Annotated in this window: 19 protein-coding genes and 1 pseudogene; 15 read left to right on the top strand and 5 right to left on the bottom strand. The window is 75.5% G+C overall.

The window, feature by feature from the left end; genetic code table 11:
• Positions 1-253 precede the first annotated feature (253 nt).
• A pseudogene (locus ACWDNY_RS22010) lies at positions 254-1,534 on the top strand (hypothetical protein); the annotation flags it as partial.
• A gap of 984 nt (positions 1,535-2,518) precedes the next feature.
• Here the strand turns inward: ACWDNY_RS22010 and ACWDNY_RS22005 are convergent.
• Entirely contained in the window at positions 2,519-3,415 is an 897-nt protein-coding gene (locus ACWDNY_RS22005) for a MaoC/PaaZ C-terminal domain-containing protein (RefSeq protein ID WP_451647489.1), read from the bottom strand.
• A gap of 364 nt (positions 3,416-3,779) precedes the next feature.
• Here ACWDNY_RS22005 and ACWDNY_RS22000 point away from each other — a divergent pair, with 364 nt between their 5' ends.
• From ACWDNY_RS22000 to ACWDNY_RS21970, 7 genes are all read left to right on the top strand, one after another.
• The gene (locus tag ACWDNY_RS22000; RefSeq protein ID WP_451647488.1) at positions 3,780-5,177 is read left to right on the top strand and encodes a sensor histidine kinase; all 1,398 of its coding nucleotides are present in this window, start codon (positions 3,780-3,782) and stop codon (positions 5,175-5,177) included.
• The gene (locus tag ACWDNY_RS21995) at positions 5,174-5,815 is read left to right on the top strand and encodes a response regulator (RefSeq protein WP_451647487.1); all 642 of its coding nucleotides are present in this window, start codon (positions 5,174-5,176) and stop codon (positions 5,813-5,815) included. Before ACWDNY_RS22000 ends, ACWDNY_RS21995 begins: the two co-directional genes overlap by 4 nt.
• A gap of 241 nt (positions 5,816-6,056) precedes the next feature.
• The gene (locus ACWDNY_RS21990; RefSeq protein WP_451647486.1) at positions 6,057-7,787 is read left to right on the top strand and encodes an MFS transporter; all 1,731 of its coding nucleotides are present in this window, start codon (positions 6,057-6,059) and stop codon (positions 7,785-7,787) included.
• Between the two features lie 197 nt (positions 7,788-7,984).
• Complete coding sequence (locus tag ACWDNY_RS21985; protein WP_451647485.1) at positions 7,985-8,647, top strand: class I SAM-dependent methyltransferase; 663 nt, start codon at positions 7,985-7,987, stop codon at positions 8,645-8,647.
• Positions 8,648-8,657: 10 nt separating this feature from the next.
• The gene (locus ACWDNY_RS21980) at positions 8,658-9,638 is read left to right on the top strand and encodes an N-acetylmuramoyl-L-alanine amidase (protein WP_451647484.1); all 981 of its coding nucleotides are present in this window, start codon (positions 8,658-8,660) and stop codon (positions 9,636-9,638) included.
• Between the two features lie 157 nt (positions 9,639-9,795).
• The gene (locus ACWDNY_RS21975; RefSeq protein ID WP_451647483.1) at positions 9,796-10,554 is read left to right on the top strand and encodes a DUF5336 domain-containing protein; all 759 of its coding nucleotides are present in this window, start codon (positions 9,796-9,798) and stop codon (positions 10,552-10,554) included.
• 178 nt (positions 10,555-10,732) lie between these two features.
• On the top strand, positions 10,733-11,026 hold the full coding sequence (locus tag ACWDNY_RS21970) for a hypothetical protein (RefSeq protein ID WP_451647482.1): 294 nt from the start codon (positions 10,733-10,735) through the stop codon (positions 11,024-11,026).
• A 55-nt stretch (positions 11,027-11,081) separates the two neighbouring features.
• On the opposite strand, the gene ACWDNY_RS21965 is transcribed toward ACWDNY_RS21970, so the two are convergent.
• Genes ACWDNY_RS21965 through ACWDNY_RS21955 form a run of 3 tightly spaced genes read right to left on the bottom strand, consistent with a single transcriptional unit; the run spans position 11,082 to position 14,418 of the window.
• Positions 11,082-12,152, bottom strand: coding sequence for a prenyltransferase/squalene oxidase repeat-containing protein (locus tag ACWDNY_RS21965; RefSeq protein WP_451647481.1), 1,071 nt, complete (start codon positions 12,150-12,152; stop codon positions 11,082-11,084).
• On the bottom strand, positions 12,149-12,937 hold the full coding sequence (locus ACWDNY_RS21960; protein ID WP_451647480.1) for a methyltransferase domain-containing protein: 789 nt from the start codon (positions 12,935-12,937) through the stop codon (positions 12,149-12,151). Before ACWDNY_RS21960 ends, ACWDNY_RS21965 begins: the two co-directional genes overlap by 4 nt.
• Positions 12,931-14,418, bottom strand: a complete 1,488-nt coding sequence (locus ACWDNY_RS21955) for a glycosyltransferase family 4 protein (protein WP_451647479.1) — start codon at positions 14,416-14,418, stop codon at positions 12,931-12,933. The genes ACWDNY_RS21960 and ACWDNY_RS21955 overlap by 7 nt, the downstream gene beginning before the upstream one ends.
• A gap of 205 nt (positions 14,419-14,623) precedes the next feature.
• Between ACWDNY_RS21955 and ACWDNY_RS21950 the strand changes: the two genes are divergently transcribed.
• The 7 genes from ACWDNY_RS21950 (at position 14,624) to ACWDNY_RS21920 (ending at position 23,055) form a co-directional block, all read left to right on the top strand.
• Entirely contained in the window at positions 14,624-15,289 is a 666-nt protein-coding gene (locus ACWDNY_RS21950; protein ID WP_451647478.1) for a TetR family transcriptional regulator, read from the top strand.
• Positions 15,290-15,676: 387 nt separating this feature from the next.
• Positions 15,677-16,903 carry a prenyltransferase/squalene oxidase repeat-containing protein gene (locus ACWDNY_RS21945; protein WP_451647477.1) on the top strand — a complete coding sequence of 409 codons (1,227 nt, stop codon included), beginning with the start codon at positions 15,677-15,679 and terminating at the stop codon, positions 16,901-16,903.
• On the top strand, positions 16,903-17,607 hold the full coding sequence (locus ACWDNY_RS21940; protein WP_451647491.1) for an SCO2322 family protein: 705 nt from the start codon (positions 16,903-16,905) through the stop codon (positions 17,605-17,607). Before ACWDNY_RS21945 ends, ACWDNY_RS21940 begins: the two co-directional genes overlap by 1 nt.
• A 701-nt stretch (positions 17,608-18,308) precedes the next feature.
• Positions 18,309-19,400, top strand: coding sequence for a CbiQ family ECF transporter T component (locus tag ACWDNY_RS21935; protein ID WP_451647476.1), 1,092 nt, complete (start codon positions 18,309-18,311; stop codon positions 19,398-19,400).
• Entirely contained in the window at positions 19,397-21,394 is a 1,998-nt protein-coding gene (locus ACWDNY_RS21930; protein ID WP_451647475.1) for an ATP-binding cassette domain-containing protein, read from the top strand. Before ACWDNY_RS21935 ends, ACWDNY_RS21930 begins: the two co-directional genes overlap by 4 nt.
• Complete coding sequence (locus ACWDNY_RS21925) at positions 21,391-22,302, top strand: ECF transporter S component (protein ID WP_451647474.1); 912 nt, start codon at positions 21,391-21,393, stop codon at positions 22,300-22,302. Before ACWDNY_RS21930 ends, ACWDNY_RS21925 begins: the two co-directional genes overlap by 4 nt.
• Before the next feature lie 336 nt (positions 22,303-22,638).
• Positions 22,639-23,055 (top strand): aggregation-promoting factor C-terminal-like domain-containing protein, encoded by a 417-nt coding sequence (locus ACWDNY_RS21920; protein WP_451647473.1) that lies wholly within the window; start codon positions 22,639-22,641, stop codon positions 23,053-23,055.
• Positions 23,056-23,305: 250 nt separating this feature from the next.
• Here the strand turns inward: ACWDNY_RS21920 and ACWDNY_RS21915 are convergent, their stop codons facing one another.
• Positions 23,306-25,339, bottom strand: a complete 2,034-nt coding sequence (locus ACWDNY_RS21915) for a bifunctional glycosyltransferase 87/phosphatase PAP2 family protein (protein ID WP_451647472.1) — start codon at positions 25,337-25,339, stop codon at positions 23,306-23,308.
• Between the last annotated feature and the right edge of the window lie 238 nt (positions 25,340-25,577).

Here is a 25,577-nt window from a genome sequence, read left to right as displayed (position 1 = left end):
GCAGTCATGGGCCGCATCGTACCTACGCCCCCGTAAGTCACCCGTCAGGGGCACCGCTCAACAGGGGCAACGCAAAAAGTTCTTCAGTCCTGCCCGGGGCGGCAAAGGGCCGCGACCGACGGCGGCCAGCACACCCCGCCCCGTTTCCTCAGGCGAATCACGCTCCGGACACCCTTATGTGTGAAGCCACCGCCAGCCGCTCTCACGTCTGTGCGTACGAAAACTACCGTTCGTCGCCGGAGGTGACCGAACGATGACGGCCTGTGCGTCTGCCAAGCTCTCGCCCACGTTCGACCAAGGGGTGGCCCCGCCGCCGACGGCGGGCCGCGGGCACGGCGGTGGGACGCGGGCAGGCTGCACGATCACCGTGGACGGCGCCTACGCCGCCCGTCTCGCGGGCGGCGGCGACTCCCTGTACCCGGAGCGCTGGACGCTGGACGGTCCCGAGCCGTACGCGGTTCCGCTGCCCGGCAGCCGGCCCGAGGAGCCCGGCACGGAGGTGCAGCCGATGGGCGACGGGCGGGTCCTCATCCGCCGGCCGGTGGCGGGCCTGCACGTCTTCTCGCTGCTGTACCCGACCGGTCCCGGCACCGGTGAGCTGCCGCTCGGCACGGTCGAGTGCCCGGACGGCACCTGCCTGCGGCTGCTGCCCCCGGTGCCGGGCGGGGGGCGGGCGTACGCGCTCGCCGTGGGCGTGCGCTCCACCGCGGTGTGGCGGGTGGCGGGCGGCGGCTTCGGGCCGCAGCTGCTGGCCGAGGTGCCGGGGCGCTGCTCGGGCGGAGCCTGGCTGGACCGGCAGGGCCGGATGCTGGCCCTGGACCGGGAGACCGGCGGGCGGACCAAGGCGGTGGTGGTCGACCTGGAACGCGGCGGCGAGGTGTCGCCACTGCTGCAGATCGCCGCCGACAGCGACGACCGACTCCTCCTCGCCGACCCCGACAGCGGGCTGCTGCTCGTCGGCTCCGACGCGGCGTCGCCCGGGCAGGAACGGTTGGGCTGGGGCGTGCTGGGCAGCACCCTGCCGGTGCGCTTCCCGGAGTGCCTGCGGCTGCCCGACTGCGTGGTCACGCCGTTCGCGATCCAGCCGGGGCAGATGCTGACGCCGGAGCAGTGCGGGGTGGCGCTGCGCATCGACGGCGCGCTCGGCAGCTGGGTCGGTGTGTGGCGGCCCGCCGAGCGGCAGGTGTGCCATCTTGCGGCGCCGGAGGGCTGGCTGGCCGGGTCCGGGCTCTGGACGGCGGACGGGGTGCTCCGTCTGCCGTATGCCACGGCGTCGGTGCCGTGCGGGGTGGCCCACTGGGAGGCACCGCTGCCGGGGGCCGCCCGGGAGGCGCGGGGGGCTCGGGTGGCGGTGCCGGCCGGGGCACGCTGGGCCCCGCAGGGGCCGGACGGTACGGCGGACGCGCCGCTGTGGGCGCCGGCCGGAGCGAAGCCGGCGTCGGGCGGGACGCGCCGGGCACTGGGCGGGCCGGACGGGACTGCGGACGGACCGCGTCGGGTGCCGGACGAGGCCGCGGACGCACCGCGTCGGGTGCCGGACCAGGCGAACGCGGCGCCCGGCGAAGGACACCGGGCGCCGGACGAGCCGGACGGGGCCGCCGACGCACCGCGTCGGGTGCCGGACCGGCCCATGGGCGCCGCCGCGCCGCCGCGTCGGGTGCCGGACCAGGTCGACGCGGCGTCCGGCGAGGCGCGCCGGGTGCGGAGCGGGCCGGCCGCGGCGGCGCGCGGACCGCGCTGGGTGCGGGAAGGGGCGGGCGCGGTGCTGGAAGGGGCGCGGTGGGTCGAGGTGCGGCGTACCGCGCGGCCGGGTGACGGCTCCTGGCCGGGCGCGGAGCGGAACGTGCCGGGCGGCGGCTCGGGTTCGGCGGGCTCGGGCCTGAACCTCTTCCTGGACGGGGCGCGTTCGGGTGCCTCGCGGGTCACGCTCGTTCCCCGGCCGTCGGGGGTTCCCATGCTGCCCCCGGGGCCGGGGGTGCCGTCCTCGCCGCCGGCGGACGGGGCGTACGACATGCCGGAACCGGCGTCGGCGGCGCCCGGCGCGCCGCGGCCCGTCCCCCTGCAGCAGGCGCCGCTGACGGGACGTACGGCAGGCCGGTAACGAAGTCGTGCCGATACGCGTGGGCGCCTGGATTTCGCCCGAGGTGTGCCGGTTAGACTCGCCCGGCTGTACGAAGGATCATGGTTGACGGGGTGAATTCTGCCGATGAGCGACGCCAGCACGACCCAGCCGTTCGAGGCCGAGGTCCAGGGTTTCCAGGAGGCCCAGGGGCACGGCAAGCACCGTGGCCCGGTCTCGCCCAGGACGGTGAGGCGGCCCCGCGGGGCCGTCACCGCAGGCCGGCGGCCGAGGAATCCGAAGCGGCTGCCTGACGGTACGTCCGTGACGAGCGGGCCCCGTCCTTCCCCAGGGAGAGACGGGGCCCTTCCACGTGCCGTGGTCCCCGTGCGGAAGGCCCGGCAGGGCCTCGCCCGGTGCCGTACCGGGACGCTCGCTCCCGCAGCGGTGCCGGCCGTCTCAGGAGAGGCCGACGACGCCGGTGAGCACGGGGGCGTCGGCCCGCTCGACCGCGGTCGCGGCCACCCGTACCGCGGCCGCGCCCGTGTCCGTGCTCCCCGCCGCACTCCCGCCTCCGCCCCGCTGCCGCCACATGCGCAGACGCAGGGTCTCCCCCGGGTACACCACCCCGGCGAAGCGGGCGGCCCAGGAGCGCACACGGGTCACGTCGCCGTCGAGCCGCGTGTCGACGACGGCCTTCAGCGTCAGGCCGTAGGTGCACAGGCCGTGCAGGATCGGCCGCTCGAAGCCGGCGCGGCGGGCGAAGACGGGGTCGGCGTGCAGGGGGTTGGCGTCTCCGCAGAGGCGGTACAGGAGGGCCTGGTCGTCGCGGGTCGGCCGTTCGGTGACGGTGTCCGGTGCGCCGGTGGGCGGCTCCGGGCGGACCGAGGGGCCGCGGTCGCCGCCCCAGCCGCCCTCCCCCCGGACGAAGATGTCGGCCTCGGCGGTCCACAGCGGCCCGTCGGCGTCGGCGGCCTCGGTGCGCAGGACGAGGAGGGCCGCGGTGCCCTTGTCGTGCACGGCGGTGATGCGGTCGGTGGTGGTGGCGGTGCCGCGCACGGGAATCGGGCGGTGCAGGGTCAGCGACTGGCCGCCGTGCAGGACGCGGGCGAGGTCGACGTCGACGCCGGGCAGGGACAGGCCGCTGATCACTCCGGGTGGGCCGCCGCCGGCGACGGTGGCGAAGCTCGGCAGGACGTGCAGCCGGTCCTCCAGCGTGTAGCGCAGTTCGCCGGGGGCGGTCGCGGGGACGCCCGCGCCGATGCCCAGGTGGTAGAGCTGGACGTCCTTGCGGTCCCAGGTGATCCGGCCGGTCCTGGGTGCGGCGGCCAGTGCCTGGGCGGGGTCGATGGGCATGTGGCTCCTGATCGCTGACGAGGGCGGCGGGACACCGACGGGACGGCACGACGTGCGGCCGGGGACGGTCCCGTCCGGTCCGGCCAGGGACCGGCCCGGAGAGCCGGCACCGTCCCGGGCGGGCGCACGTCACGGCCGGGTGCCGTCGTCGCGTGACCGCGGGCCGGGGATCGTGCGGAGGGCCCCGGGCGTGAGCTGCCGGCCGTGACAATTGTCCTGCCCGGGACCGTACAAGCGCCTCTGCCGGCCCGGCGCACCGCCCGCGTACCGTCGTCGTCAGGACGACGGCCGGCACCGGTCCGGCGGGCCGTCGCGGTGTCGTACCGCGGCGGCACGGGGATCGTCTGAACGGGGGGTCACGGACATGACGTGGTGGCGAACGGTCTCGGGCCGCCGGGACGCCCGGCGGTCGGCGTGTGCGGAACACAGACGGCACGTGCCGCGGTTCAGGGCGCGGCTGCGGCAGGCCCGGAAGGCCGGGGAGCCGCTGGAGGAGCCGGGCCCGCCGCCCAGCGGTTTCGCCCTGCTGCCCTGGCTGCTGATGGGCATGGGCGCCTTCTCCAACATCTTCCAGGGCAGGACGCCCAATCCGTGGATCGGCATCGCCGGCCTGGTCGTCTTCAACTCGCTGTACATCCACGTGAGCTTCCGCGCCTTCTGCAGGAAGACGCGCGAGGCGGCCTCGACGCGGTGGGCGCTGGCTCTCATGGCCGCGGTGACGTGCGGGCTGGCGCTCGGTTACGGCGGCTCCTGGCTGCTGTTCTTCCCGCTGCTCGGGCTGGCGACGGGGGCGATCCTGCGCGGCCGGTGGCTCGGCCGGACCGGCATCTCGCTGGGCCTGGCCGCGGGCGCGGTCGCCGCTCTGCACGAGGGCTGGGACGGGATCGACATCGCCTACGCCACCTTCCTGTCGACGATGGTGACGGCCGCGCTGCTGAGCCTGTCGGAGGCCGTGCGGGAGCTGCGGGCGGCGCGCGAGGAACTGGCCCGCCGAGCGGTGGAGCGGGAGCGGCTGCGCTTCTCCCGCGACCTGCACGACCTGCTCGGCCACACGCTGTCGGTGATCGTCGTGAAGTCGGAGGCCGCCCGGCGGCTGGCCCACCGGGATCTGGAGGCGGCGCTGACGCAGGTGACGGACATCGAGTCGGTCGGCCGTCAGGCCCTCACCGAGATCCGCGAGGCGGTCACCGGGTACCGCGAGGGCAGCCTGTCCACAGAGCTGGACCGCGCCCGCTCGGCGCTGGCCGCCGCCGGTATCGAGGCCGTCGTGGAACGGTCGGGGGTTCCTCTGTCGGCGCGGACCGAAGCCCTGCTGGGGTGGGTGGTGCGGGAGGCGGTCACCAACGCGGTGCGGCACAGCGGCGCCGGCCGCTGCGAGATCAGCGTCGAGGGCACCGCGGAACGGGTGCGTCTGACGGTCGCCGACGACGGGTCCGGGGCGGCCCGCCCGCCGGCCGGGGCGACCGCGGCGGCATCACCGGCCCCTTCGGCCGGCTCCGCCCCGTCCCCCTGGGCCTGCGGGGCGGGAGGCACCGGCCTGAAGGGCCTGACCGAACGCCTCGCGGCGGCGGGCGGCTCACTGCGGGCCGGCCCGTCACCGCACGGCGGCTTCACGGTCGCCGCCGAGCTGCCGGGGGACGGCGACCTGGGCACGGACGGCGCCGGCTTCCCCGGGAGCGGCGAACTCGGCACGGACGGCGAACTCCCCGCCCACCGTCGGCGGGACCCGGCCAGGACCGCGGCCCCTACGCTGCGCCCGTGAACGAGATGCCGCGCGAGCACCGGCCCGCCACGTCGGTCCGGATCCTGCTCGCCGAGGACCAGGGCATGATGCGCGGCGCGCTGGCCCTGCTGCTCGGCATGGAGGACGACATGGAGGTCGTCGCCCAGGTGGCGGCGGGGGACGCGATCGTGGACGCGGCGCTGCTGCACCGCCCCGACGTGGCCCTGCTGGACATCGAACTGCCGGGCCGCAGCGGACTGGACGCCGCCGCCGATCTGCGCGGGCAGGTGCCCGGCTGCCGGGTGCTGATCCTGACCACCTTCGGCCGGCCCGGTTATCTGCGCCGCGCCCTGGAGGCGGGCGCGGCGGGCTTCCTGGTGAAGGACGGGCCGGTGGAGGAGCTGGCCGCCGCGATCCGCCGGGTGCTCACCGGGGAGACGGTGGTGGACCCGGCGCTCGCCGCGGCGGCCCTCAGTGCCGGCCCGAGCCCGCTCACCGCCCGCGAGTGCGACGTGCTGAGGGCCTCGGCCGACGGGGCGACCGTCGCCGACGTCGCCGCCGCGCTGCACCTGTCGGAGTCGACCGTCCGCAACTACCTCTCCTCCGCCATCGGCAAGACGGGCACCCGCAACCGCACGGAGGCGGTACGGGAGGCCCGGCACCAGGGATGGCTGTAGGGCGAAGGCTCGTGGGGGAAGCCCTTCACCCCGTCCGGCCGGGACGGTTCTCCCCCGCGGGCCCACGGTCGCGGCCGGCCTGACGGGCCGTCAGATGCTCACGAAACGGTCAAGGATTCGTTAGGACGCCGAAGCAACGGAATAGGTGCCTCGGCGAACGAGGTTGACGTCTGCGGCCGTCCCGCACGGTCCCTGCCGACCTCATTCACCTCACGGCCGGAGGCCTGACCTCGTGACGCCCATGTCGACCGACCAGCCCGCCCGGAGCGCGAACGGGGCCGTCGTCCCGGTGCTCGCCTTCGCGGGCATCGTGGTCGCGGTGATGCAGACCCTGCTCGTCCCGGTCGTCAAGGATCTGCCGCACCTGCTGGGCACCGCGCCCGGCGACGCCACCTGGGTGCTGACCTCCACCCTGCTCTCCGGTGCCGTCGCCACGCCCATCATGGGCCGCCTCGGCGATCTGTACGGCAAGCGGCGGATGCTCGTCGCGAGCCTGGCGGTGATGGTGGTGGGTGCCGTCGTCAGCGCCGTCACCAGCCAGTTGCTGTTGATGATCGTCGGCCGCACCCTGCAGGGCTTCGCGATGGGCGCGATCCCGCTCGGCATCGGGCTGATGCGGGACATGCTGCCCCGCGAACGGCTCGGCTCGGCGATGGCCCTGATGAGCTCCTCGATCGGCGTCGGCGGGGGTCTGGCGCTGCCCGCGGCGGCGCTGGTCGCCCAGCACGCGGACTGGCACGTGCTGTTCTACGGCGCCGCCGGGCTCGGCGTGCTGTCCATCGCCCTGACCCTGCTCGTCGTCCCCGAGTCGCCGACGCGCGCCCGGGGCTCGTTCGACCTGCCGGGCGCGCTCGGTCTGTCCGCCGGCCTGGTCCTGCTGCTGCTGCCCGTCACGAAGGGCAGGGACTGGGGCTGGGCGTCCGGGACCACGCTCGGCCTTTTCGGTGCCGCCGTCGCCGTCCTGCTCCTGTGGGGCCTGCTGGAACTGCGGGTCAAGGCCCCGCTGGTGGACCTGCGCACGACCGCCCGTCGCGAGGTGCTGCTGACCAACCTCGCCTCGATCATGGTCGGCGTCAGCTTCTACGTCGTCTCGCTGGTCCTGCCGCAGCTGCTCCAGCTGCCCGCGGCCACCGGTTACGGCCTCGGGCAGTCGATGGTCGTCGCCGGGCTGTGCGTGGCCCCGCTGGGCCTGACGATGATGTTCACGGCGCCCGTCTACGCCCGGCTGTCCGCCCGGTACGGCCCCAGGACCACGCTCGTCACCGGCCTGCTGGTGATCGGCGTCGGCTACGGCGGCGGTCTCGGTCTGATGGACGCGGCCTGGCAGACGGTCGTCACCTCGGTGCTGCTGGGCGCCGGCATCGGCCTGGCCTACTCCTCCCTGCCGGCGCTGATCGTCGGCGCGGTCCCCGCCTCGGAGACGGGCGCGGCCAACGGTCTCAACACGCTGATGCGGTCCGTCGGCACGTCGGTGTCCAGCGCCGTCATCGGCATGGTGCTCGCCGGCACCGCGCACCAGGTCAACGGCGTCGCGGTCCCGAGCATGCAGGGCTTCCGCGTCTCGTTCCTGATCGCGGCGGCCGCGGTCGCCCTCGGTCTCGTGCTGGCCCTGTGCCTGCCGCGGTCGGTCATGCCGGCGAGGTCGCAGCTGCGGGCCAGCAGCGAGGAGGACGCCAACCTGGAGCGCGCGCGGGAGGCGCTGCGCGGTTTCCACGGCCGCGTCCTGGCCGCCGACGGCGCCCCGGTCGCCCGGGCCAAGGTCACACTGATCGACCGGCGCGGCCGTCAGGCCGGCTCGGCGCTCTCCGGCGCCGACGGCGGCTACGCGCTCGCCGTGCCGGCCGGGGGGCCGTACGTGCTGGCCGCCCGTGCCGCCGGTCACGGTCCGCTCGCCTCGGCGGCGACCCACGACGGTGACGACCGGCCGGTCGAGGTGGACCTGTCCCTGCCGGGCGAGACGGTCACCGCCTGACCGGCCCGCTCCCGCACGGGCCGGCGCCCTCCCGCCCACCGCGGCGGCGGCCCGGCACGCGACACCCGATGCGGCCCGGGGAGAGCCACCGTCGTCGGCCGCGTCGCCGGGACCATGTCGCCCGCACCCTCCGTCGGCCGCCCGGCGGGGGTGCGGCAGCATGGGGGCAGACGTTTCGTACGACCGGGAGGACCCTGATGACCGCGGCACCCAAGCCGGAGATCCTGGCCGCGTTCGAGGCCGCGAAGGGGTTCATGCCCACGGACGAGGGGCTCGCGCTGTACGCGGCGGCCGTGGACGCCGGCCGGCTCGGGCTGCCCCTGCTGGAAGTCGGCACGTACTGCGGGCGCTCGACGATCCTGCTCGCCGACGCGGCCCGGCAGGCCGGTGTCACGGCGCTCACCGTCGACCACCACCGCGGCAGCGAGGAGCAGCAGCCCGGCTGGGAGTACCACGACCCGGAGACGGTCGACCCGGAAATCGGCCTGATGGACACGCTGCCCACCTTCCGGCGCACGCTGCACCGGGCGGGCCTGGAGGAGCACGTGGTGGCGCTGGTCGGCCGCTCGCCGCAGATCGCCGCGTTCTGGAACACCCCGCTGGCCCTGGTGTTCGTCGACGGCGGGCACACCGACGAGCACGCGGGCGCCGACTACGAGGGCTGGGCGCCGCACGTGGCCGACGGCGGCCTGCTCGTCGTCCACGACGTGTTCCCCGACCCCGAGGACGAGTTCACCGGGCAGGCCCCGTACCGGGTCTACCTGCGGGCCCTGGAGTCCGGCGCGTTCGCCGAGGTCTCGGCGACCGGCTCGCTGCGCGTCCTCAGGCGAACGGACGCGACGGGCCGGGGGCGCGGTTAGAGTCACTGACGTGTCGTACGCAGGCCCGGACTTCGATTCCCCGCAGCCGCCCCGCCGTTCCCGTCGCGGGCCGCTGACCGTCGCCCTCGCCGCACTGGTGCCCGTCGCCCTGCTGGGCTGGCTCGTGTACGAGGCGGTGGGCGCCCCGGGCGGCTCGGACGGCGCCGGGGCCCGGCCGGGCCCGAGCGCTTCCGCCGCGACCGCCCCGCCGGTGCGGCCCGTCCTGCCCGGCGACGACGGCAAGCGGCCCCACACGCCGGGGTCCGCGTCGCCGACGCCGTCGCCCTCGTCGGCCGCTCCCGCCGCCACCGGGCCGCTGCGGGGGAAGGTCGTCGTCATCGACCCGGGCCACAACCCCGGCAACTTCCGGCACACGGCCGAGATCAACCGCCCCGTGGACATCGGCACCCACCGCAAGGAGTGCGACACCACGGGCACGTCCACCAACGACGGCTACAGCGAGGCCCGGTTCACGCTGGAGCTGGCGCACCGGCTGCGCACGCTGCTCGAACAGCAGGGCGCCACGGTGAGGCTGACCCACGACGACGGCACACGGGCCTGGGGCCCGTGCGTGGACGAACGCGCCCGGATCGGCAACTCCGCGCACGCCGACGCCGCGATCTCCCTCCACGCCGACGGGGCGGCCCCGGGTGACCGCGGCTTCCACGTCATCCTCCCGGCGTCCGTGCACGCCGGAGCCGCCGACACCCGCCCGATCGCCGCCGCCTCCCGTGATCTCGGCGAGCGGATCGCGGGCAACTTCGTGCGCGCGACGGGCAACGCGCCCTCCAACTACGTCGGCGGCGGCACCGGCCTCGTCACTCGGGGGGACCTGGGCGGTCTCAATCTGTCAACGGTTCCCAAGGTGTTCATCGAGTGCGGGAACATGCGCGACAGGACGGACGCGGCGCTGCTGACCAGCGACGCCTGGCGGCGGAAGGCGGCGCAGGGGATCTCCGAGGGAATCGTGGGTTTCCTGCGCGGGTCCTGATCGGCGGGCGGATCCCGGCGGACAGCCTCAGGGTGCGGACGATAATGTCGTCCGTACGACGAGGGGTCATCCCCGCGCTTCGCACCGGGGGCTGACGGCGACATGGTGACAGCGACGCCTCCACCGACGACGAGACGACCTATTCGAAGGACCTGAAGTGAATATCCGCTCCCTCACTCGAGGCGACGGCGTGGTGATCGGAGCAGCGGTGTTGCTGTTCATCGCCTCGTTCCTCGACCTGGCCGACGGTATCTACGTTGTGAACGCGTGGGACCAGCTCGGGCTGGGCTTCGGTGTCTACCTGGCCGGTGTGATCGGTGCCGCGCTCGTTGTGACCGCCCGTCTGCTTCCGCAGCCGCGCAAGGTCGCGGGGCTGGAGCTGGGCACGGTCGGCACCGTGCTGGCGGTCTCGGCGGCCTGGGCGCTGCTGTGGACGCTGATCGACACGGTCAACGCGGGTGCCGGGCTGATCCTCGGCTTCCTCGCCGCGCTCGTCATCGCCGCGGCCGCCGTCGCCACCCCCCTCGTCCCCGCCCTGCAGGCCGCTCTCCTCCCGGCCCCCGGGCCGGCCGCACCGCAGCCCTACGGCGCCCAGCCGCCGGCCGGTTACGGCTACCCGGGTGCCCAGCCGCAGTCGTTCGGCGGGCAGCCCCAGCCGGGCGGGCCCTACCCGGGGCAGCAGGTGCAGCAGGCTCCGCAGGACCAGCAGCCGGCGGCGCCCTTCTCGCCGTTCTGGTTCGCCGTGCCGGGGCCGCGTCCGCTGTACGCGGAGGACGGCTCGCCGGCGCAGATCGCCGAACTGTCGCCGGGCGTCTGGTACCTGGCCGTGGAGCAGCGCGGCGCCGGGCTGCTGACGGAGATGCAGGACGGCCGCCGGGGTGTGCTGCAGGACGCCTCCAACATCCAGCGCGGCTGAGCGCCGCCGCCGTTCACGGCCCCCGCCCCTCCGGACGGGGGCCGTCGCCGTTCCGCGTCCCCACCCACCACGCGACTTGGCGGCCGGCGCGACCCAACTGCTCCCGGTGAAGAAGGCGTTGCGGTGTGCGAGCCGGGCGGCGCGGTTTCAAACGGGATTCCGGGGCCAGACGGAGAGCATGTCCCTTGCATATCGCAGAGGTTCCCACTCCGCCGGAACGGTCGTCGCGGTGATCGCGGACGTCATGGCCGTCATCCTCGGACTGTGGATCGTGATGTACCTGCTGGAGGCGAACCGGGCCAACGACCTGGTGCGGTTCGTCCATGACGCGGCCGACTGGCTGGCCGCCTGGTCGCGGGACCTGTTCACCTTCGACGAGGCCTGGGCGCGTGTCGTCGCCGGCTACGGCCTGGCCGCCGTCGTCTACCTGTTCGTCGGCCACGCCGTCGCGTCCCGTCTCGGACGCCGCTGACGTCCGCCCGCGTCCGGCGCCGTCACAGTCGGTACGGCGCCGGCGGCGGGCGAGGTCAGGGACAGCAGTCGGGGTCGAGGCCGCGCGGCAGGCGGTCGGCGGAGAAGACCGTGCAGGTGGCCTCGTGGCCGCCCAGGGCCGCCACGGCGAGCAGGAGCGAACCGGCGGTCCAGGTGGTGAGTTCACGGGGCCATACGGCGCCGTCCTCGAAGACGTAGCCCGTCCAGTACAGGCCGGTCTCCGGATCGCGCAGATGCTGGATGGACTGCAGGACGTCCAGGGCGCGGTCCGACTCGCCCACCGCCCAGAGCGTCAGCGCCAGTTCGGCGGACTCGCCGCCCGTCACCCACGGGTTGGGCACCACGCAGCGCACCCCGAGGCCGGGGACCACGAACCGGTCCCAGTCCGCCTCGATGCGCTCCTTGGCCTCCGCGTCCGTCACCGCTCCGCCGAGCACCGGGTAGTACCAGTCCATCGAGTAGCGGTTCTTGTCCAGGAACCGCTCGGGGTGCCTGCGGATGGCGTGCCGCAGCGCGCCCACCGCCAGCTCCCAGTCCGGCTGGGGCTCCTCGCGCTGCTCGGCGATCGCCAGCGCGCAGCACAGCGCGTGGTGGATGGAGGAGCATCCGGTCAGCAGGGCGTCCGTGGTGGGCGTGCCGTCGTCCTCCCGCTTCCAGCCGATCTCGCCGCCAGGCTGCTGCAGCCGCAGCACGAACTCGACCGCCGCGTACACCACCGGCCACATGCGGTCCAGGAAGGTGTCGTCGCCGGTCGACAGGTAGTGGTGCCACACGCCGACCGCTATGTAGGCGACGAAGTTGGTCTCCCGGCCCCGGTCGGTGACGTCCTCGGGGTCCCCGTCGGCGTACGCGGCGTACCAGGAGCCGTCCGGGCGCTGGTGCCGGGCCAGCCAGGCGTACGCCCGCTCGGCGGCCTCGTGCTGGCCGGCCGCGTCGAGCGCCATCGCCGCCTCGGTGTGGTCCCACGGGTCGAGGTGGTGCCCCCTGAACCACGGGATGGCGCCGTCCTCCCGCTGAGCGGCGAGGATGCCGTGGACGGTCGCGGCAGCCTGCTCGGCGGTGAGGACCCCGGGCAGGACGAGGTGTTCTGTCCGGGGAGTGGTCACCGGGCGGCCGCCTCGGGCGCCGGAGCCGTGCCGGCCGTCCCGGAGTCCGCGCCGGCCCCGGGGAGCCCGGGCAGGTGCGGCTTGGTCGCGTAGGCGACGAAGCTCTTGCCGATGACCGGGTTCAGCGCCCGCTCGGCGACGCGGGTGGCCAGGGGCTTCTTCATGATGTCCCAGACCAGCAGCTTGTGGTACGCCCGCACCGGCAGCGCCTTGTCGTTGTCGACGCCGAAGGCGCACTTCAGCCACCAGTACGGCGAGTGCAGCGCGTGCGCGTGGTGCGTGCCGTACGGCCTGAGCCCGGCCTCGCGCATCTTCGCCAGCAGCTCGTCCGCCCGGTAGATGCGGATGTGGCCGCCCTCGACCTCGTGGTAGGCGTCGGACAGGCTCCAGCACACCTTCTCCGGGCCGTAGCGCGGCACGGTGACCGCTATGCGCCCGCCCGGCCTGAGGACCCGCACCATCTCGGCGAGCACGCCCTTGTCGTCGGGGATGTGCTCCATCACCTCGGAGATGATGACGACGTCGAAGGACTCGTCCGGGAAGGGCAGCGCCAGCGCGTCACCCTCCATCGCCGTGGCGGTGGCGCCGGCGGGGGCCTCCCCCGCCTCCTTCATCGCGGCGAACCACTTGGCGACCTCGCGGATCTCCTCGCCGTTGCGGTCCAGGGCCACGACCCGCGCGCCGCGCCGGTAGCACTCGAACGCGTGCCGGCCCGCGCCGCAGCCGAGGTCCAGGACGCGGTCGCCCGGGGCGAGCGGGAACCGGGAGAAGTCGACGGTCAGCACGTGGCCCTGCTTTCGGCGTTGGAGGCGATGGGGGCGGTGGGAATGGGCGCGGTGGGGTCGCCGGCAAGGAGGGGGCCGGCCGTGACGACGCCGGCGGCGGTGACCGCTGGGGCCGTCGCACGGCCGGTCCGTGGGGCGGGCGCCGCCGGGGAGGGGCCGGCGGCCCCGGGGCGCCGGCCGGCCTCCTCGGCGACGGCCTCGCGGTAGTGGGCCACCGTGCCCTCCGCGGCCCGCGCCCAGGTGAAGTGCCGCAGCACCCGCTCGCGGCCGGCCCGGCCCAGCCGGTCCCGCAGCTCCGGGTCGCCCAGCAGCCGGTTCAGCGCGGCGGCCAGCGCGCCCGCGTCGCCGGGCGGCACGGCGAGGCAGGTCTCTCCGTCGCGTCCGGCGACCTCGGGGATCGCGCCGCCGGTCGTGGCGACCAGCGGCGTGCCCGTGGCCATGGCCTCCGCCGCCGGCAGGGAGAAGCCCTCGTACAGCGACGGCACGCAGGCGACCTCGGCCGAGCGCACCAGGTCGACCAGTTCGGCGTCCGAGACGCCCTTGACGAACTCGACGGCGCCCTCGAGGCCGTACCGCTCCACCGCCTGGGCGACCGGTCCCTCGATGGGCCGCTTGCCGACGACGACGAGGTGCGCGCCGGGCTGTTCGGTCCGCACCTTCGCCAGTGCCTCGACGAGGAAGACCAGGCCCTTGAGCGGCACGTCCGCGCTGGAGGTGGTCACGATCCGGCCCGGCACCTTCGCGACGGCGGGGTCGGGGGAGAACAGGTCGGTGTCGGCGCCGATGTGGACGACGTGGACGCGGTCCTCGCGCACGCCCAGGTGGTCGACGATCTCCTGCCGGGACGAGCCGGAGACGGTCAGCACCGACGGCAGGCGGCGCGCCACACGCTTCTGCATGCGGGTGAAGGCGTACCAGCGGCGCACGGACAGCCGCCGCTTCCGGCTCCCGGCGGCGTCCAGCTCCAGTTGCCGGTCCACGGTGATGGGGTGGTGGACGGTGGTCACGAGCGGGGCGCCCACGTCGCCCAGCAGCCCGTAGCCGAGGGTCTGGTTGTCGTGCACGACGTCGAACTCGCCGCGCCGGGCGCGCAGATGGCGGCGGGCGCGCAGGGAGAACGTCAGCGGCTCGGGGAAGCCGCCGGTCCACATGGTGGCGACCTCGAGCGCGTCGATCCAGTCGCGGTACTCGTCGCGCCCGGGGGTGCGGAAGGGGTCCGGCTGGCGGTACAGGTCGAGGCTGGGCAGCTCGGTCAGGGTCAGGCCGTCGTACCCCTCGTCGAGGACGGGGTAGGGCTGGGCGCCGATCACCTCGACGCGGTGGCCGAGGCGGGCCAGCTCGCGGGAGAGGTGGCGCACGTAGACGCCCTGGCCGCCGCAGAACGGGTTTCCCTTGTAGGTGAGGAGCGCGATGCGGAGCGGGCGCTCCCCGTCCGCGGCACGGTCCTCGCGGGGACCCGCCTGACTGGCCTCAGCGGTCACTTGGGGCCCCCTTCTGCCTGCACTGCCACGCGAGATTACGCCGGGACGATAATCTAGAACAAGTTTCAGACTTGATCGTTCAGGAGGCTCCGAATCTACCGGCAGGTAGCGGCGCCGCGAGAAGTGGATCAGGTGATTCACGCCACGGCGCAGCCCTGCCATGCTGTTCGGACATCCGCCCTCACCGACTGTCACGGACGGGACCATGCCTGCGGAAGCCCACGGGGAAGCCGGTACCGCCCGGCCCTCCGCCACCGCCGCCCCCGCGGGAGCGGGGGCGGCCCCGCCCCTGACCGAACGGCAGGAGGCCCGGCGCCGCCGCATCCTGCGGGCGAGCGCGCAGCTGGCCGGCCGGGGCGGGTTCGACGCCGTGCAGATGCGGGAGGTCGCGGAGTCCTCGCAGGTGGCGCTCGGCACGCTGTACCGCTACTTCCCGTCCAAGGTGCACCTGCTGGTGGCCACGATGCAGGACCAGTTGGAGCACCTGCACGGCACGCTGCGCAAGAATCCGCCGCTCGGCGCCACGCCCGCGGAGCGGGTCTCCGAGACCCTGATGCGGGCCTTCCGCGCCCTGCAGCGGGAGCCCTACCTGGCCGACGCGATGGTCCGCGCGCTGACGTTCGCGGACCGCGGTGTCAGCGCCGAGGTCGACCAGGTCCACCGCCTGACCACGGCGATCGTCCTGGAGGCCACGGGCCTGCAGGACCCGACCCCCGGGCAGCTCTCGGTGGTCCGCGTGATCGAGCACACCTGGCACTCGGCGCTGATCACCTGGCTGTCGGGCCGCGCCTCCATCGATCAGGTGGGCACCGACATCGAGACGGCCTGCCGGCTGATCGGCCTGACGGCGCCCGGGGACGACGGGCGCTGACCCACCGGCCGGCGCGCTGACCCGTCCGGCCGGGCACGGGCTGCCCTCGGCCGCCTGGTTACGGGCCGGTAGAGTGTGCGCGTCGTCATCACGCCCGTACGGGGAAAGCCGGTGCAAGTCCGGCGCTGACGCTTCGCCGGCTCTCGACTCCGCGCGGGCGGGGGGCCTCCGCCGTGCGCCGTCCGCGAGGGCGGTGTGCCGGAACGCCCCGCGCGGTCGGGTGACCGGCTCACGCGCGTCGGCGGTCCGCCGGCGCACGGCACCGTCGAGGTGTGCGGAGCCCAGCGGCCGGGTCCTTCCGGGCTGTCCGGCTTGCGCCGGGGGGAGCGGAAGGGGCCGGCGTGCCCCCACGCGCCCCGAACAACAAGGAAGAGGCATCCGCCGATCATGAACGTCCGCCGCAGCGCCGCGGTCCTGGCCGCCGTCGCCGTGATCGGCACCGCGGCTCCCGCCGTCGCCGCCGACTCCGCCCCGTCCGCGTCACCGTCGCCGGTGATCCCCTCGGGCCTGTACGGCAGCACCGACCCGCAGTACGACGGTGTCTGGCGCCAGTCCCTCGCGCTGCTGGCACAGCACACGGCGGGGGTCAGGCCCGCAGCGAAGGCCGTCGACTGGCTGACGGGGCAGCAGTGCGCGAACGGCGCGTTCGCCGCCTTCCGCGCCGACGCCTCCCCGGCCTGCGACGCCAAGGTCATGGTGGACACCAACAGCACGGCCGCCGCCGTCCAGGCCCTCGCCGCGCTCGGCGGCCACGACGCCGAGACCGGCAAGGCGCTGTCCTGGCTGAAGTCCGTCCAGAACCAGGACGGCGGCTGGGGCTACATGCCCGGCGGGCCCAGCGACACCAACTCGACGTCCGTCGTCGTCGGCGCGCTCGCCGCCGCCGGCGACGCCCCCGCGAAGGTCGTGAAGGGCGGCAAGTCCCCCTACGACGCCCTGCTGAAGCTGGCCCTGCCCTGCTCCGGCGACGGTGCGGGCGCCTTCGCCTACCAGCCGGACAAGAAGGGCGCGCTCGCCGCCAACGCGGACGCCACGGCGGCCGGCGTCCTCGCCGCGCTCGGGCAGGGCATGGCCGCCGGGTCCGCGAAGGGCGCCGCCGAGGCCCGGTGCGCCGACGCGGCGAAGCCGACGCCGCGGCAGGCCGCGGCCAACGGCGCGTCGTACCTGGCGCGGGCGGTCGGGAGGACCGGCTACCTGACGTCCGTGCTGCCCGGCGCCACCGAACAGCCCGACTACGGCAACACCGCCGACGCGGTCGTCGCGCTCGCGGCGCAGGGCGGAACCCGGCAGGCCGAGAAGCCGCTGCGCTGGCTGGAGCAGCACGCGGAGGCCTGGGCCCACGAGAGCGGCCCCGCCGCCTGGGCGCAGCTCGTCTTCGCGGCCCACGCGACGGGAACCGACCCGCACGCCTTCGGGAGCATCGACCTGGTGGAGCGGCTCAACGCCACCGGTCCGGCCCCGCAGGCGACGGAGAAGGCGGGCGCGCGGGCCGAGGACCCCGGCGAGCAGGACGGTTCCGCCCTCGGCGTCTGGTGGTTCGTCGGCGTCTGCCTCGTCGCCGGGATCGGTATCGGGTTCCTGATCAGCGGCCGCGCCAAGAGGCAGCAGCCGTGATGCGCCGGGTCCGCGCCCGGGCCGCGGCACCGCCGGCCGCGCTGCTCGTGGCGCTGCCGCTGCTCGCCGCTCTCGTCCTGGTGACGGGCGCGGCCCCGGCGCAGGCCACCGGCTACCGGTACTGGTCCTTCTGGGAACGCGACGGCGGCCGGTGGACGTACGCCACGCAGGGCCCGTCGACGGCGCGTCCCGCCGACGGCGACGTCCAGGGCTTCCGCTTCGCCGTCAGCGAGGACTCCGAGAACGCGGTCACACCGCGCGGCACGGCCGGCTTCGCGGCGATCTGCGCGACGACGCCGGCGCAGCCGGGCAGGAAGCGGGTCGCCCTGGTCCTGGACTTCGGCACGCCCGCCGACGCGCCGTCCGCGGAGACCCCGCCGGCGCCGCGCACGGCGTGCGCCCGGGTGCCCGCCGACGCGACGACCGCGGAGGCCCTGGCCGCCGTCGCGGCCCCCCTGCGGTACGACACCAACGCGCTGCTGTGCGCGATCACCGGCTACCCCCGGCGGGGCTGCGGCGAGCAGGTGCCGGCGGACGAGGACGCGGCGGCACGGCCGGCTTCGCCGAGCGGGGCGGCGAGCGCCGCACCGGGCGGCGGCAAGGACCACGGCGGCCCGTCGGTGGGCCTCGCCGCCGGCGCGGCGGCGGTGGCGGCCCTGGCCGCGGCGGCGGTGTGGCAGGCCCGGCGGCGCCGGACACCGTGAGCACGCACGAGCCACGCGGCACCGACCTGGCGGGGGGCCGCGCAGCGGTGCCGGCCGTGGGGCCGGACGCCACGGGCGGCACGGGCGGGGCCCGGCCCCACCGGCCCCGGCCCCACGAACGCCCGGACGCCGTCCACGACACGGACGCGGGCACGGGTGCGGATCACCCGGCCCCGAAGGCCCCGGCAGGCCCGGGTCCCGGCACGCGCCCGGACACCGCCCACGACACCGACGGGAACACGGCCCCGGATCACCCGGCCGTGCCCGGTGGACGCCCGGGGACAGCTGACAGCCACCCCGGACCTCGCCGCCCCGCCGCCCTCCCGGAGGGCTCGGGCGGCACCGCGCGCCCGAGCCCCGCCTCGCCGAACGGGCGCTCCCAGGACGCACATGTCACCGACGAGCCGCCGGCCGGCCCAGCCGCACCGACCCAGCACCCGCACACCGCCCACGACACCGACGCGGACAAGACCCCGGACCACCCGGCCCCGGAGGCCCCGGCAGGCCCGGCCGGTCCCGACGCGCGCCCCGGGAAAGCGGCTGACACCCACACCGCACGCCGCCGCCCGGCCGGCCTGCTGCCGGTAGAAGCAGACGGCGCCGGCGCCGCGTCCGGCCGACCCGTCGGGCCGGCCCGGGGAGCCGCCCGGACAGCTCGGGCCGGCGGTGTGCCGAGCCGTGGTGGCCGTGGACGGGCCGGGGTGCACGCCGGGGCCTGGTGGGTGTGGGCCCTCGCCCTCGGGACCGCCGCGACCCGTACCACCAACCCACTGCTGCTGGCGCTCCTGCTCACGGTCTCGGCGTACGTCGTCGCGGCCTGCCGCCAGAACACCCCGTCGGCCCGGTCCTACACCGCCTTCCTCCGGCTCGCCCTCGCCGTGCTCGTCGTCCGTCTGGCCTTCGCCGTCGTCCTCGGTTCGCCGGTCCCCGGCACGCACGTGGTCGTCACGCTGCCCGAAGTCCCCCTCCCCCACTGGGCGCAGGGCATCCGGCTCGGCGGCAGGGTGACCGCCGAAGGGCTGGTCTTCGCCCTCTACGACGGTCTCAAGCTGGCCACGCTCCTCGTCTGCGTCGGCGCCGCGAACGCCCTCGCCGCCCCCGCCCGACTGCTGAAGTCCCTGCCGGGCGCCCTGTACGAGACGGGTGTCGCCGTGGTCGTCGCCCTCACCTTCGCTCCGCACCTGGTCGCCGACGTCCGTCGCCTGCGGGCCGCCCGGCGGCTGCGCGGCCGCCCCGACCGGGGGGTGCGCGGTCTGCTCCAGGTGGGGCTGCCGGTCCTGGAGAGCGCTCTGGAGCGTTCGGTCGCCCTCGCCGCGGCGATGGACGCGCGCGGTTACGGCCGGACGGCCGACGTGCCGCCCGTCGTCCGCCGCACCACCGGCGCCCTCACCCTCGGCGGGCTGCTCGGCGTGTGCGCCGGGACGTACGGTCTGCTCACCGCCGAGGGCGGCGCCTACGGGCTGCCGGTGCTGCTCGCCGGGCTCGTCGCCGCCCTGGCCGGCCTCCGGCTGGGCGGCCGCCGCTCCCCGCGCACCCGCTACCGCCCCGACACCTGGAACCCGCGCGCCTGCCTGGTCGCCGGATCGGGTGCCGCGGTCGCGGCCGTGCTGACGCTCGCCGCCGCCCGCGACCCCGAGGCCCTTCACCCCGGGGTCGTGCCCCTGACCGCCCCCGCACTGCCGCTGTGGCCCGCGGCGGCCGTACTCGTCGGACTGCTCCCCGCGTTCGTCGCGCCCCCGCCCGCACAGCCCGCCGTTCCGCAGGAACCCGCACCCACCGAGGAGCCGTCGTGATCCGCTTCGAGGACGTCTCCGTGACGTACGACGGGGCGGCCGGACCCACCGTCCGGAACGTGGACCTCGAGGTCCCCGAGGGCGAACTCGTCCTGCTCGTCGGCCCGTCCGGGGTCGGCAAGTCCACCGTCCTCGGCGCGGTCGGCGGCCTCGTCCCGCACTTCACCGGCGGCACCCTGAGCGGCCGCGTCACGGTGGCCGGCCGGGACACCCGCACCCACCGGCCGCGCGAGCTCGCCGACATCGTCGGCACGGTCGGCCAGGACCCCCTGGCCCACTTCGTGACGGACACCGTCGAGGACGAACTCGCCTATGGGATGGAGTCGCTGGGCCTTCCCCCGACCGTGATGCGGCGGCGCGTCGAGGAGACCCTCGACCTGCTCGGCCTCGCCGGCCTGCGCGACCGCCCCATCGCCACGCTCTCCGGCGGGCAGCGGCAGCGGGTGGCGATCGGCTCCGTCCTCACCCCGCACCCGCGGGTCCTGGTCCTCGACGAACCCACGTCGGCACTCGACCCGGCCGCCGCGGAGGAGGTCCTCGCCGTGCTCCAGCGGCTCGTGCACGACCTGGGCACGACGGTCCTGATGGCCGAGCACCGGCTGGAGCGGGTCGTCCAGTACGCCGACCAGGTCGTCCTGCTGCCCTCACCGGGCGCCGCCCCGGTCGTCGGTGCCCCGGCGGACGTCATGGCCCTCTCCCCGGTCTTCCCGCCGGTGGTCGGCCTGGGGCGCCTGGCGGGCTGGCGGCCGCTGCCCCTGACGGTCCGCGACGCCCGACGCCGCGCGGCGGACCTGCGTGAGCGGCTCGCCGGGGCCGGGCAGCACGGGACGGGTGGCACCCCGGCCGCCCGGACGACCGCGTCCACGCCGGAGCCCCCGGCCCGGCCGGCCCGAGCCGCCCTCGACGCACCGGCCCGGCAGCCCGCCCCCGCCGTCCCGGCCCGCCGGGCCGAGGCCGTCCCGCACGCACCGGCTGGATCCGCCGAACCCGACCCGAACGTCCCACCCCAACCCGCCGAAGCCGGCCCGGACACGCCGGCCCGACCCACCGAAGCCGGCCCGCACACACCGGCCCGACCCACCGAGGCCGGTCCGGACGCACCGGCCCGCCGCACCCCCGTAACCGGGCCCGAGGCGTCCCGCCTTTCCGCAGGGGCGGTCTCCGCCGGGCGCCGGTGGGCGCTGTTCCGGTCGCGCCGCGAGCGGCCGGCCGCCGAGCGGGCGGGCAGCCCGGCGGACCCCGCGCGCGTCGCCGACGTGCGGGGACTCGCCGTACGCATCGGCCGGATCGACGCCCTGCGGCACGTCGACCTGACCGTCGCCCCGGGCGAGACGGTTGCCCTGATGGGCCGCAACGGCGCCGGCAAGTCCACGCTCCTGAGCACCCTCGTCGGCCTGCTCGCGCCCTCCGCCGGCGAGGTCCGGGTGGGGGACGCCGTCCCGCACCGCACTCGGCCCGGCGACCTGGTCCGCCGCGTCGGCCTCGTCCCGCAGGAGCCGCGCGACCTGCTGTACGCCGACACGGTCGCCGCCGAGTGCGCCGCCGCCGACCGGGACGCCCAGGCCGCCCCCGGCACCTGCCGCGCGCTGGTCACCGAGCTGCTGCCCGGCATCGCCGACGACGTCCACCCCCGCGACCTGTCCGAGGGTCAGCGGCTGACCCTGGCACTGGCCGTCGTACTCACCGCCCGTCCGCCCCTGCTCCTGCTGGACGAGCCGACGCGCGGTCTCGACTACGCGGCGAAGGCCCGCCTGGTCGCCGTCCTGCGCGCCCTGGCCGCCGAGGGACACGCCATCGTGCTGGCCACGCACGACGTGGAACTGGCGGCCGAGCTGGCGCACCGGGTGGTCCTGCTCGCCGACGGCGAGGTGATCGCGGACGGCCCGACGGCGGAGGTGGTGGTCTCCTCACCGTCGTTCGCACCGCAGGTGACCAAGATCCTGGCTCCGCAGCAGTGGCTGACCGTGGCCCAGGTGCGCGAGGCACTGACATGACCGGCGCCCCGCCCCCGACCGGTCCCGACCGGCGTCGATCCGGCACCGCCCGGCGCCGGGCCCACACCTCCCGGCCACCGGCCCGCCCCGCTCAGCGCCAGGCCCGCGCCGTGCGGCTCGGTCCGCGCTCCGTCGCCGCCCTCGCCCTCGTCAGCGCCGTCGGCGTCGCCGGTTTCGGCTGGCCCTTCCTCGCCCCGCCCGGTTCGCAGCTCGGCGCCCACGCGCAGGACGCGCCCTGGCTCTTCGCGGGCCTGCTCGTCCTGCTGGTCGCGGTGGTCGCCGCCACGATCGCCGAGTCCGGCCTCGGACCCAAGGCCGTGGCCATGCTCGGGGTGCTGGCCGCGACGGGCGCCGCCCTGCGCCCGATCGGCGCGGGGACCGCCGGCATCGAGCCCATGTTCTTCCTGATGGTGCTGAGCGGACGCGTCCTCGGCCCGGGCTTCGGGTTCGTGCTGGGCTCCGTGACGATGTTCGCCTCCGCCCTGCTGACGGGCGGCGTGGGGCCCTGGATGCCGTTCCAGATGCTGGCCATGGGCTGGTTCACCATGGGCGCGGGCCTGCTGCCGGGCCCCGACCGCCTGCGCGGCCGCGCCGAACTGCTGCTGCTGGCCGGCTACGGCTTCCTCGCCGCCTTCGCCTACGGCACCGTCATGAACCTCCAGGGCTGGCCCTTCATGGGGCTGGGGGCGTCGTCGATCGCGTTCGATCCGCACGCCGCCGTCCCCGCGAACCTCGCCCGCTTCGCCGCGTACTGCGTGGCGACCTCGCTCGGCTGGGACCTCGGCCGGGCCGTCGTCACCGTCGTCCTCACCCTCGTCCTCGGGCCGGCGGTCCTCAGGGCGCTGCGCCGGGCCACGCGCCGGGCCGCTTTCGAGGCGCCGGTCACATTCGACGCACCCACTCCGTGAGGAGACGTGCGCCGGCGGTGACAGGCCCAGTGAGGCCCCGCACATGACGCAGCTCACCTACGAAGCGGAACCGTAACCGCACGCTCGTGGCATGCACTCGCCCTTACCCGCGCCGACCTGGGCATTGAGACGCCGCTCACACAGGCGACCCGTCCGGCGAATGCGACCACAACTAGTAAAAGGGGTGTTTGCGGACAGATTGGACGGCTGCTTCTCTGAACCACGTCGCAGGGCGCCACGGACCACACGGACCGCGGCGCCGACGCATGAACCGGCCACGCACCGCCTGGTCGCCGAGTGCCCGCGACACCCCCGTCCCCAAGCAAGAGGATCTACGTGACCGTCTCCTTCATCCGCCGCATCGCCGCCCCGAAGAGGGCCCTCTCCGCCGCCGCCGTGGCCGCAGCCGCCGCCGGCCTGGCCCTGTCCGCAGCTCCCGCCCAGGCCGCCTCGGGCGGCTCAGGCGCCGGTGCACAGGCGATCGCCCGCCAGATGATCCCGGACGCCGCGCAGTACAACGCCTTCAGCAAGATCGTCGACCACGAGAGCGGTTGGAACATCTCCGCGACCAACGCCTCGTCCGGCGCCTACGGCCTCGTCCAGGCCCTGCCGGCCTCCAAGATGGCCTCCGCCGGCTCCGACTGGAAGACCAACCCCACCACCCAGATCAAGTGGGGTCTGAACTACATGAACTCCCGCTACGGCAGCCCGGTCGGCGCCTGGAACTTCTGGCAGGCCCACGGCTGGTACTGAGCCGGCGGCACGAACGAGGTGAGATCCGGCGGCGCACCCACGAGGTGAGCCCCCTCACCGCCCGACGCGAAGGCGGCGGCCCCAGATCCCCTGGGCCGCCGCCTTCGCATGTCCGCGTCCGGCGGCGCCCGCACGAGGAGCCGGCGCCCCCGTGCACGGGCGTCCCGCTACGCCACCCCGCGCCCGGCGGGCGGCCGGGCAGGTACGGGTGGCGGCCCGGCGACACGCTCCGGGACCCCGCCCGCGGCACTCAGCCCGGCATGGGGTCCTTCTCCCTGACCGCGGCCGGCTCCTTTCCGGCCCCGGCCTCGGCCGCGGCGGCCGTCACGGCCCGGACGCGCGGCCCCTGCAGCAGGTACGTCAGTCCGAAGCCCGCGCCGACCACGGCGGCGCCGCCCACCGCGTCCAGCACCCAGTGGTTGCCCGTGGCCACGATCGCCGAGACGGTGAGGAGGGGGTGCAGCAGACCCAGTGCCTTCATCCACCACTTCGGCGCGACGACCGCGATCACCAGCCCGCACCACAGCGACCACCCGAAGTGCAGGGACGGCATCGCCGCGTACTGGTTGGTGACGGCCGTCAGCGTGCCGTAGTCCGGCTTCGAGAAGTCCTGCACGCCGTGGACGGTGTCGATGATGCCGAGGGCCGGCATCAGACGCGGCGGGGCCAGCGGGTAGAGCCAGAAGCCGACCAGGGCGAGCAGGGTGGCGAAGCCGAGCGAGGCGCGGGCCCAGCGGTAGTCGGCCGGACGGCGCCAGTACAGGACGCCGAGCACGGTCAGCGGGACGACGAAGTGGAAGGACTCGTAGTAGAAGTCGAAGAAGTCCCGCAGCCAGGCGACCCGCACCACCGCGTGGTTCACCGCGTGCTCGATGTCGACGTGCAGGAACCGCTCGACGGACAGGATCTGGTCGCCGTGCCGTTCGGCTCGCGCCCGGCCGCCGTCGGCCGCGAGCCGGACCTGCTGGTAGGCGGCGTAGGTGACGCGGATCAGCAGCAGTTCGAGCAGCAGGTTCGGCCGGGTGAGGACCCGGCGCAGGAACGGCACCAGGGGGACGTGGCTCCAGCGGGCCGGCACCGGCGCCGCGTAACGCGTCGGGACGGGCGCGCGGTAGTACGCGGACTCGCGGGTCAGGAACGGCAGGGCGATCGCCGCTGCCAGGGCGGCCAGCAGGACGACGTTGTCCCGCAGCGGGTGCAGCGCCGCCACGTTCGGGAGCATCATCCTCGCGGGCAGCGTCATCACCAGTACGACGGCCACCGGCCACACGTACCGGTCGGAGGCGCGCCGGCCGACCCGGCCGACCACCGCGAGCAGCACCCACACCAGCTGGTGCTGCCAGGCGGTGGGCGACACGGCGATCGCGGCGCAACCGGTGATCGCGACCGCGAGCAGGAGCTGTCCGTCGCGGCCGTAACGCACGGCCCGGCGCACCCCGAGGACGGCGACCACCGTGCCGAGCGCCATGAACAGGGCGACCTCCAGCGGCCCGGTCAGGCCGATCCGCAGCAGGGCGCCGTGCAGCGACTGGTTGGCGAGCCCGTCGGCGCGGCCGCCGAGCCCCACGCCCGCCATGTGGTGCACCCAGTAGGTCTGGGAGTCGTGGGGCATCGCCGCCCAGGCGAGCACCGTGCACACGGCGAAGGTGGCACCGGTGCTCAGCGCGGCGCGGCGGCGGCCGGTGAGCCACAGCAGCGGCGCGAACAGCAGCACGGTGGGCTGCAGCGCGGCCGCGAGGCCGATCAGCGCGCCGCCGGCCCGCTGCCCGCGCACGACGAAGCAGCCGAGCAGCACGAGCAGGACCGGGATGATGCTGGTCTGGCCGAGCCAGAGCGTGTTGCGCACCGGCAGCGACAGCATGAGCAGGCTGACGGCGACGGGCGCGGCCAGCAGGGATGTGCGGCGGCCGACCGGCTGCGGCAGTGCGCGGACGGCGATCAGGCCGAGCGCGACCACCAGCAGCAGCGTGCCGAAGGTCCAGCCCCAGCCGAGGGCCTGCTCGGCGGACCTGGTCAGCGGTTTCAGGACGAGCCCGCCGAAGGGGGTGCCGGTGAACCGGGTCGAGTCGTACAGGGATCCGTTGACGTGCAGGACGCCGTCCGGGCCGACCCAGGTCTCGAGGTCGGTCAGCCGTTCCCCGCGCGGGGTGGCCAGGACGACGGCCACCTGCCGTATCGCGAGGATCCCGGCTATCAGCCACAGACCCAGCCGGGCCGCGCCCAGCCGGCCGGCGGCTACCCCGAGCGCCCCGGCCGGCCCCCCGCTGTGCTCCACGTTCGCCACGCCCCGTCGGCCTCCCGCCCCGTTCGTCCCGCGCGCCGCGCGCGCGGGAACCCTTCGCGAACCCCAGGGGATCGCACCACCCCCGGTGAGGGACGCGGGCAACCCCCGGTTCACCTGACATCCGCTCGCCTTTTGTCCGGATGACCATAGTGCGGAGGAGGCCCGGTTGCGCCTCCGGGGCGCGAGAAGCATCACAGCGGCCGACGCTCACGGCGCCCCGGAGCAGGCCAAAGTGCCT

This window comes from Streptomyces sp. NPDC003697 (assembly GCF_053587115.1).
Note: the sequence above shows the minus strand (reverse complement) of the source record. Positions and strands in the feature narration are given on the sequence as shown.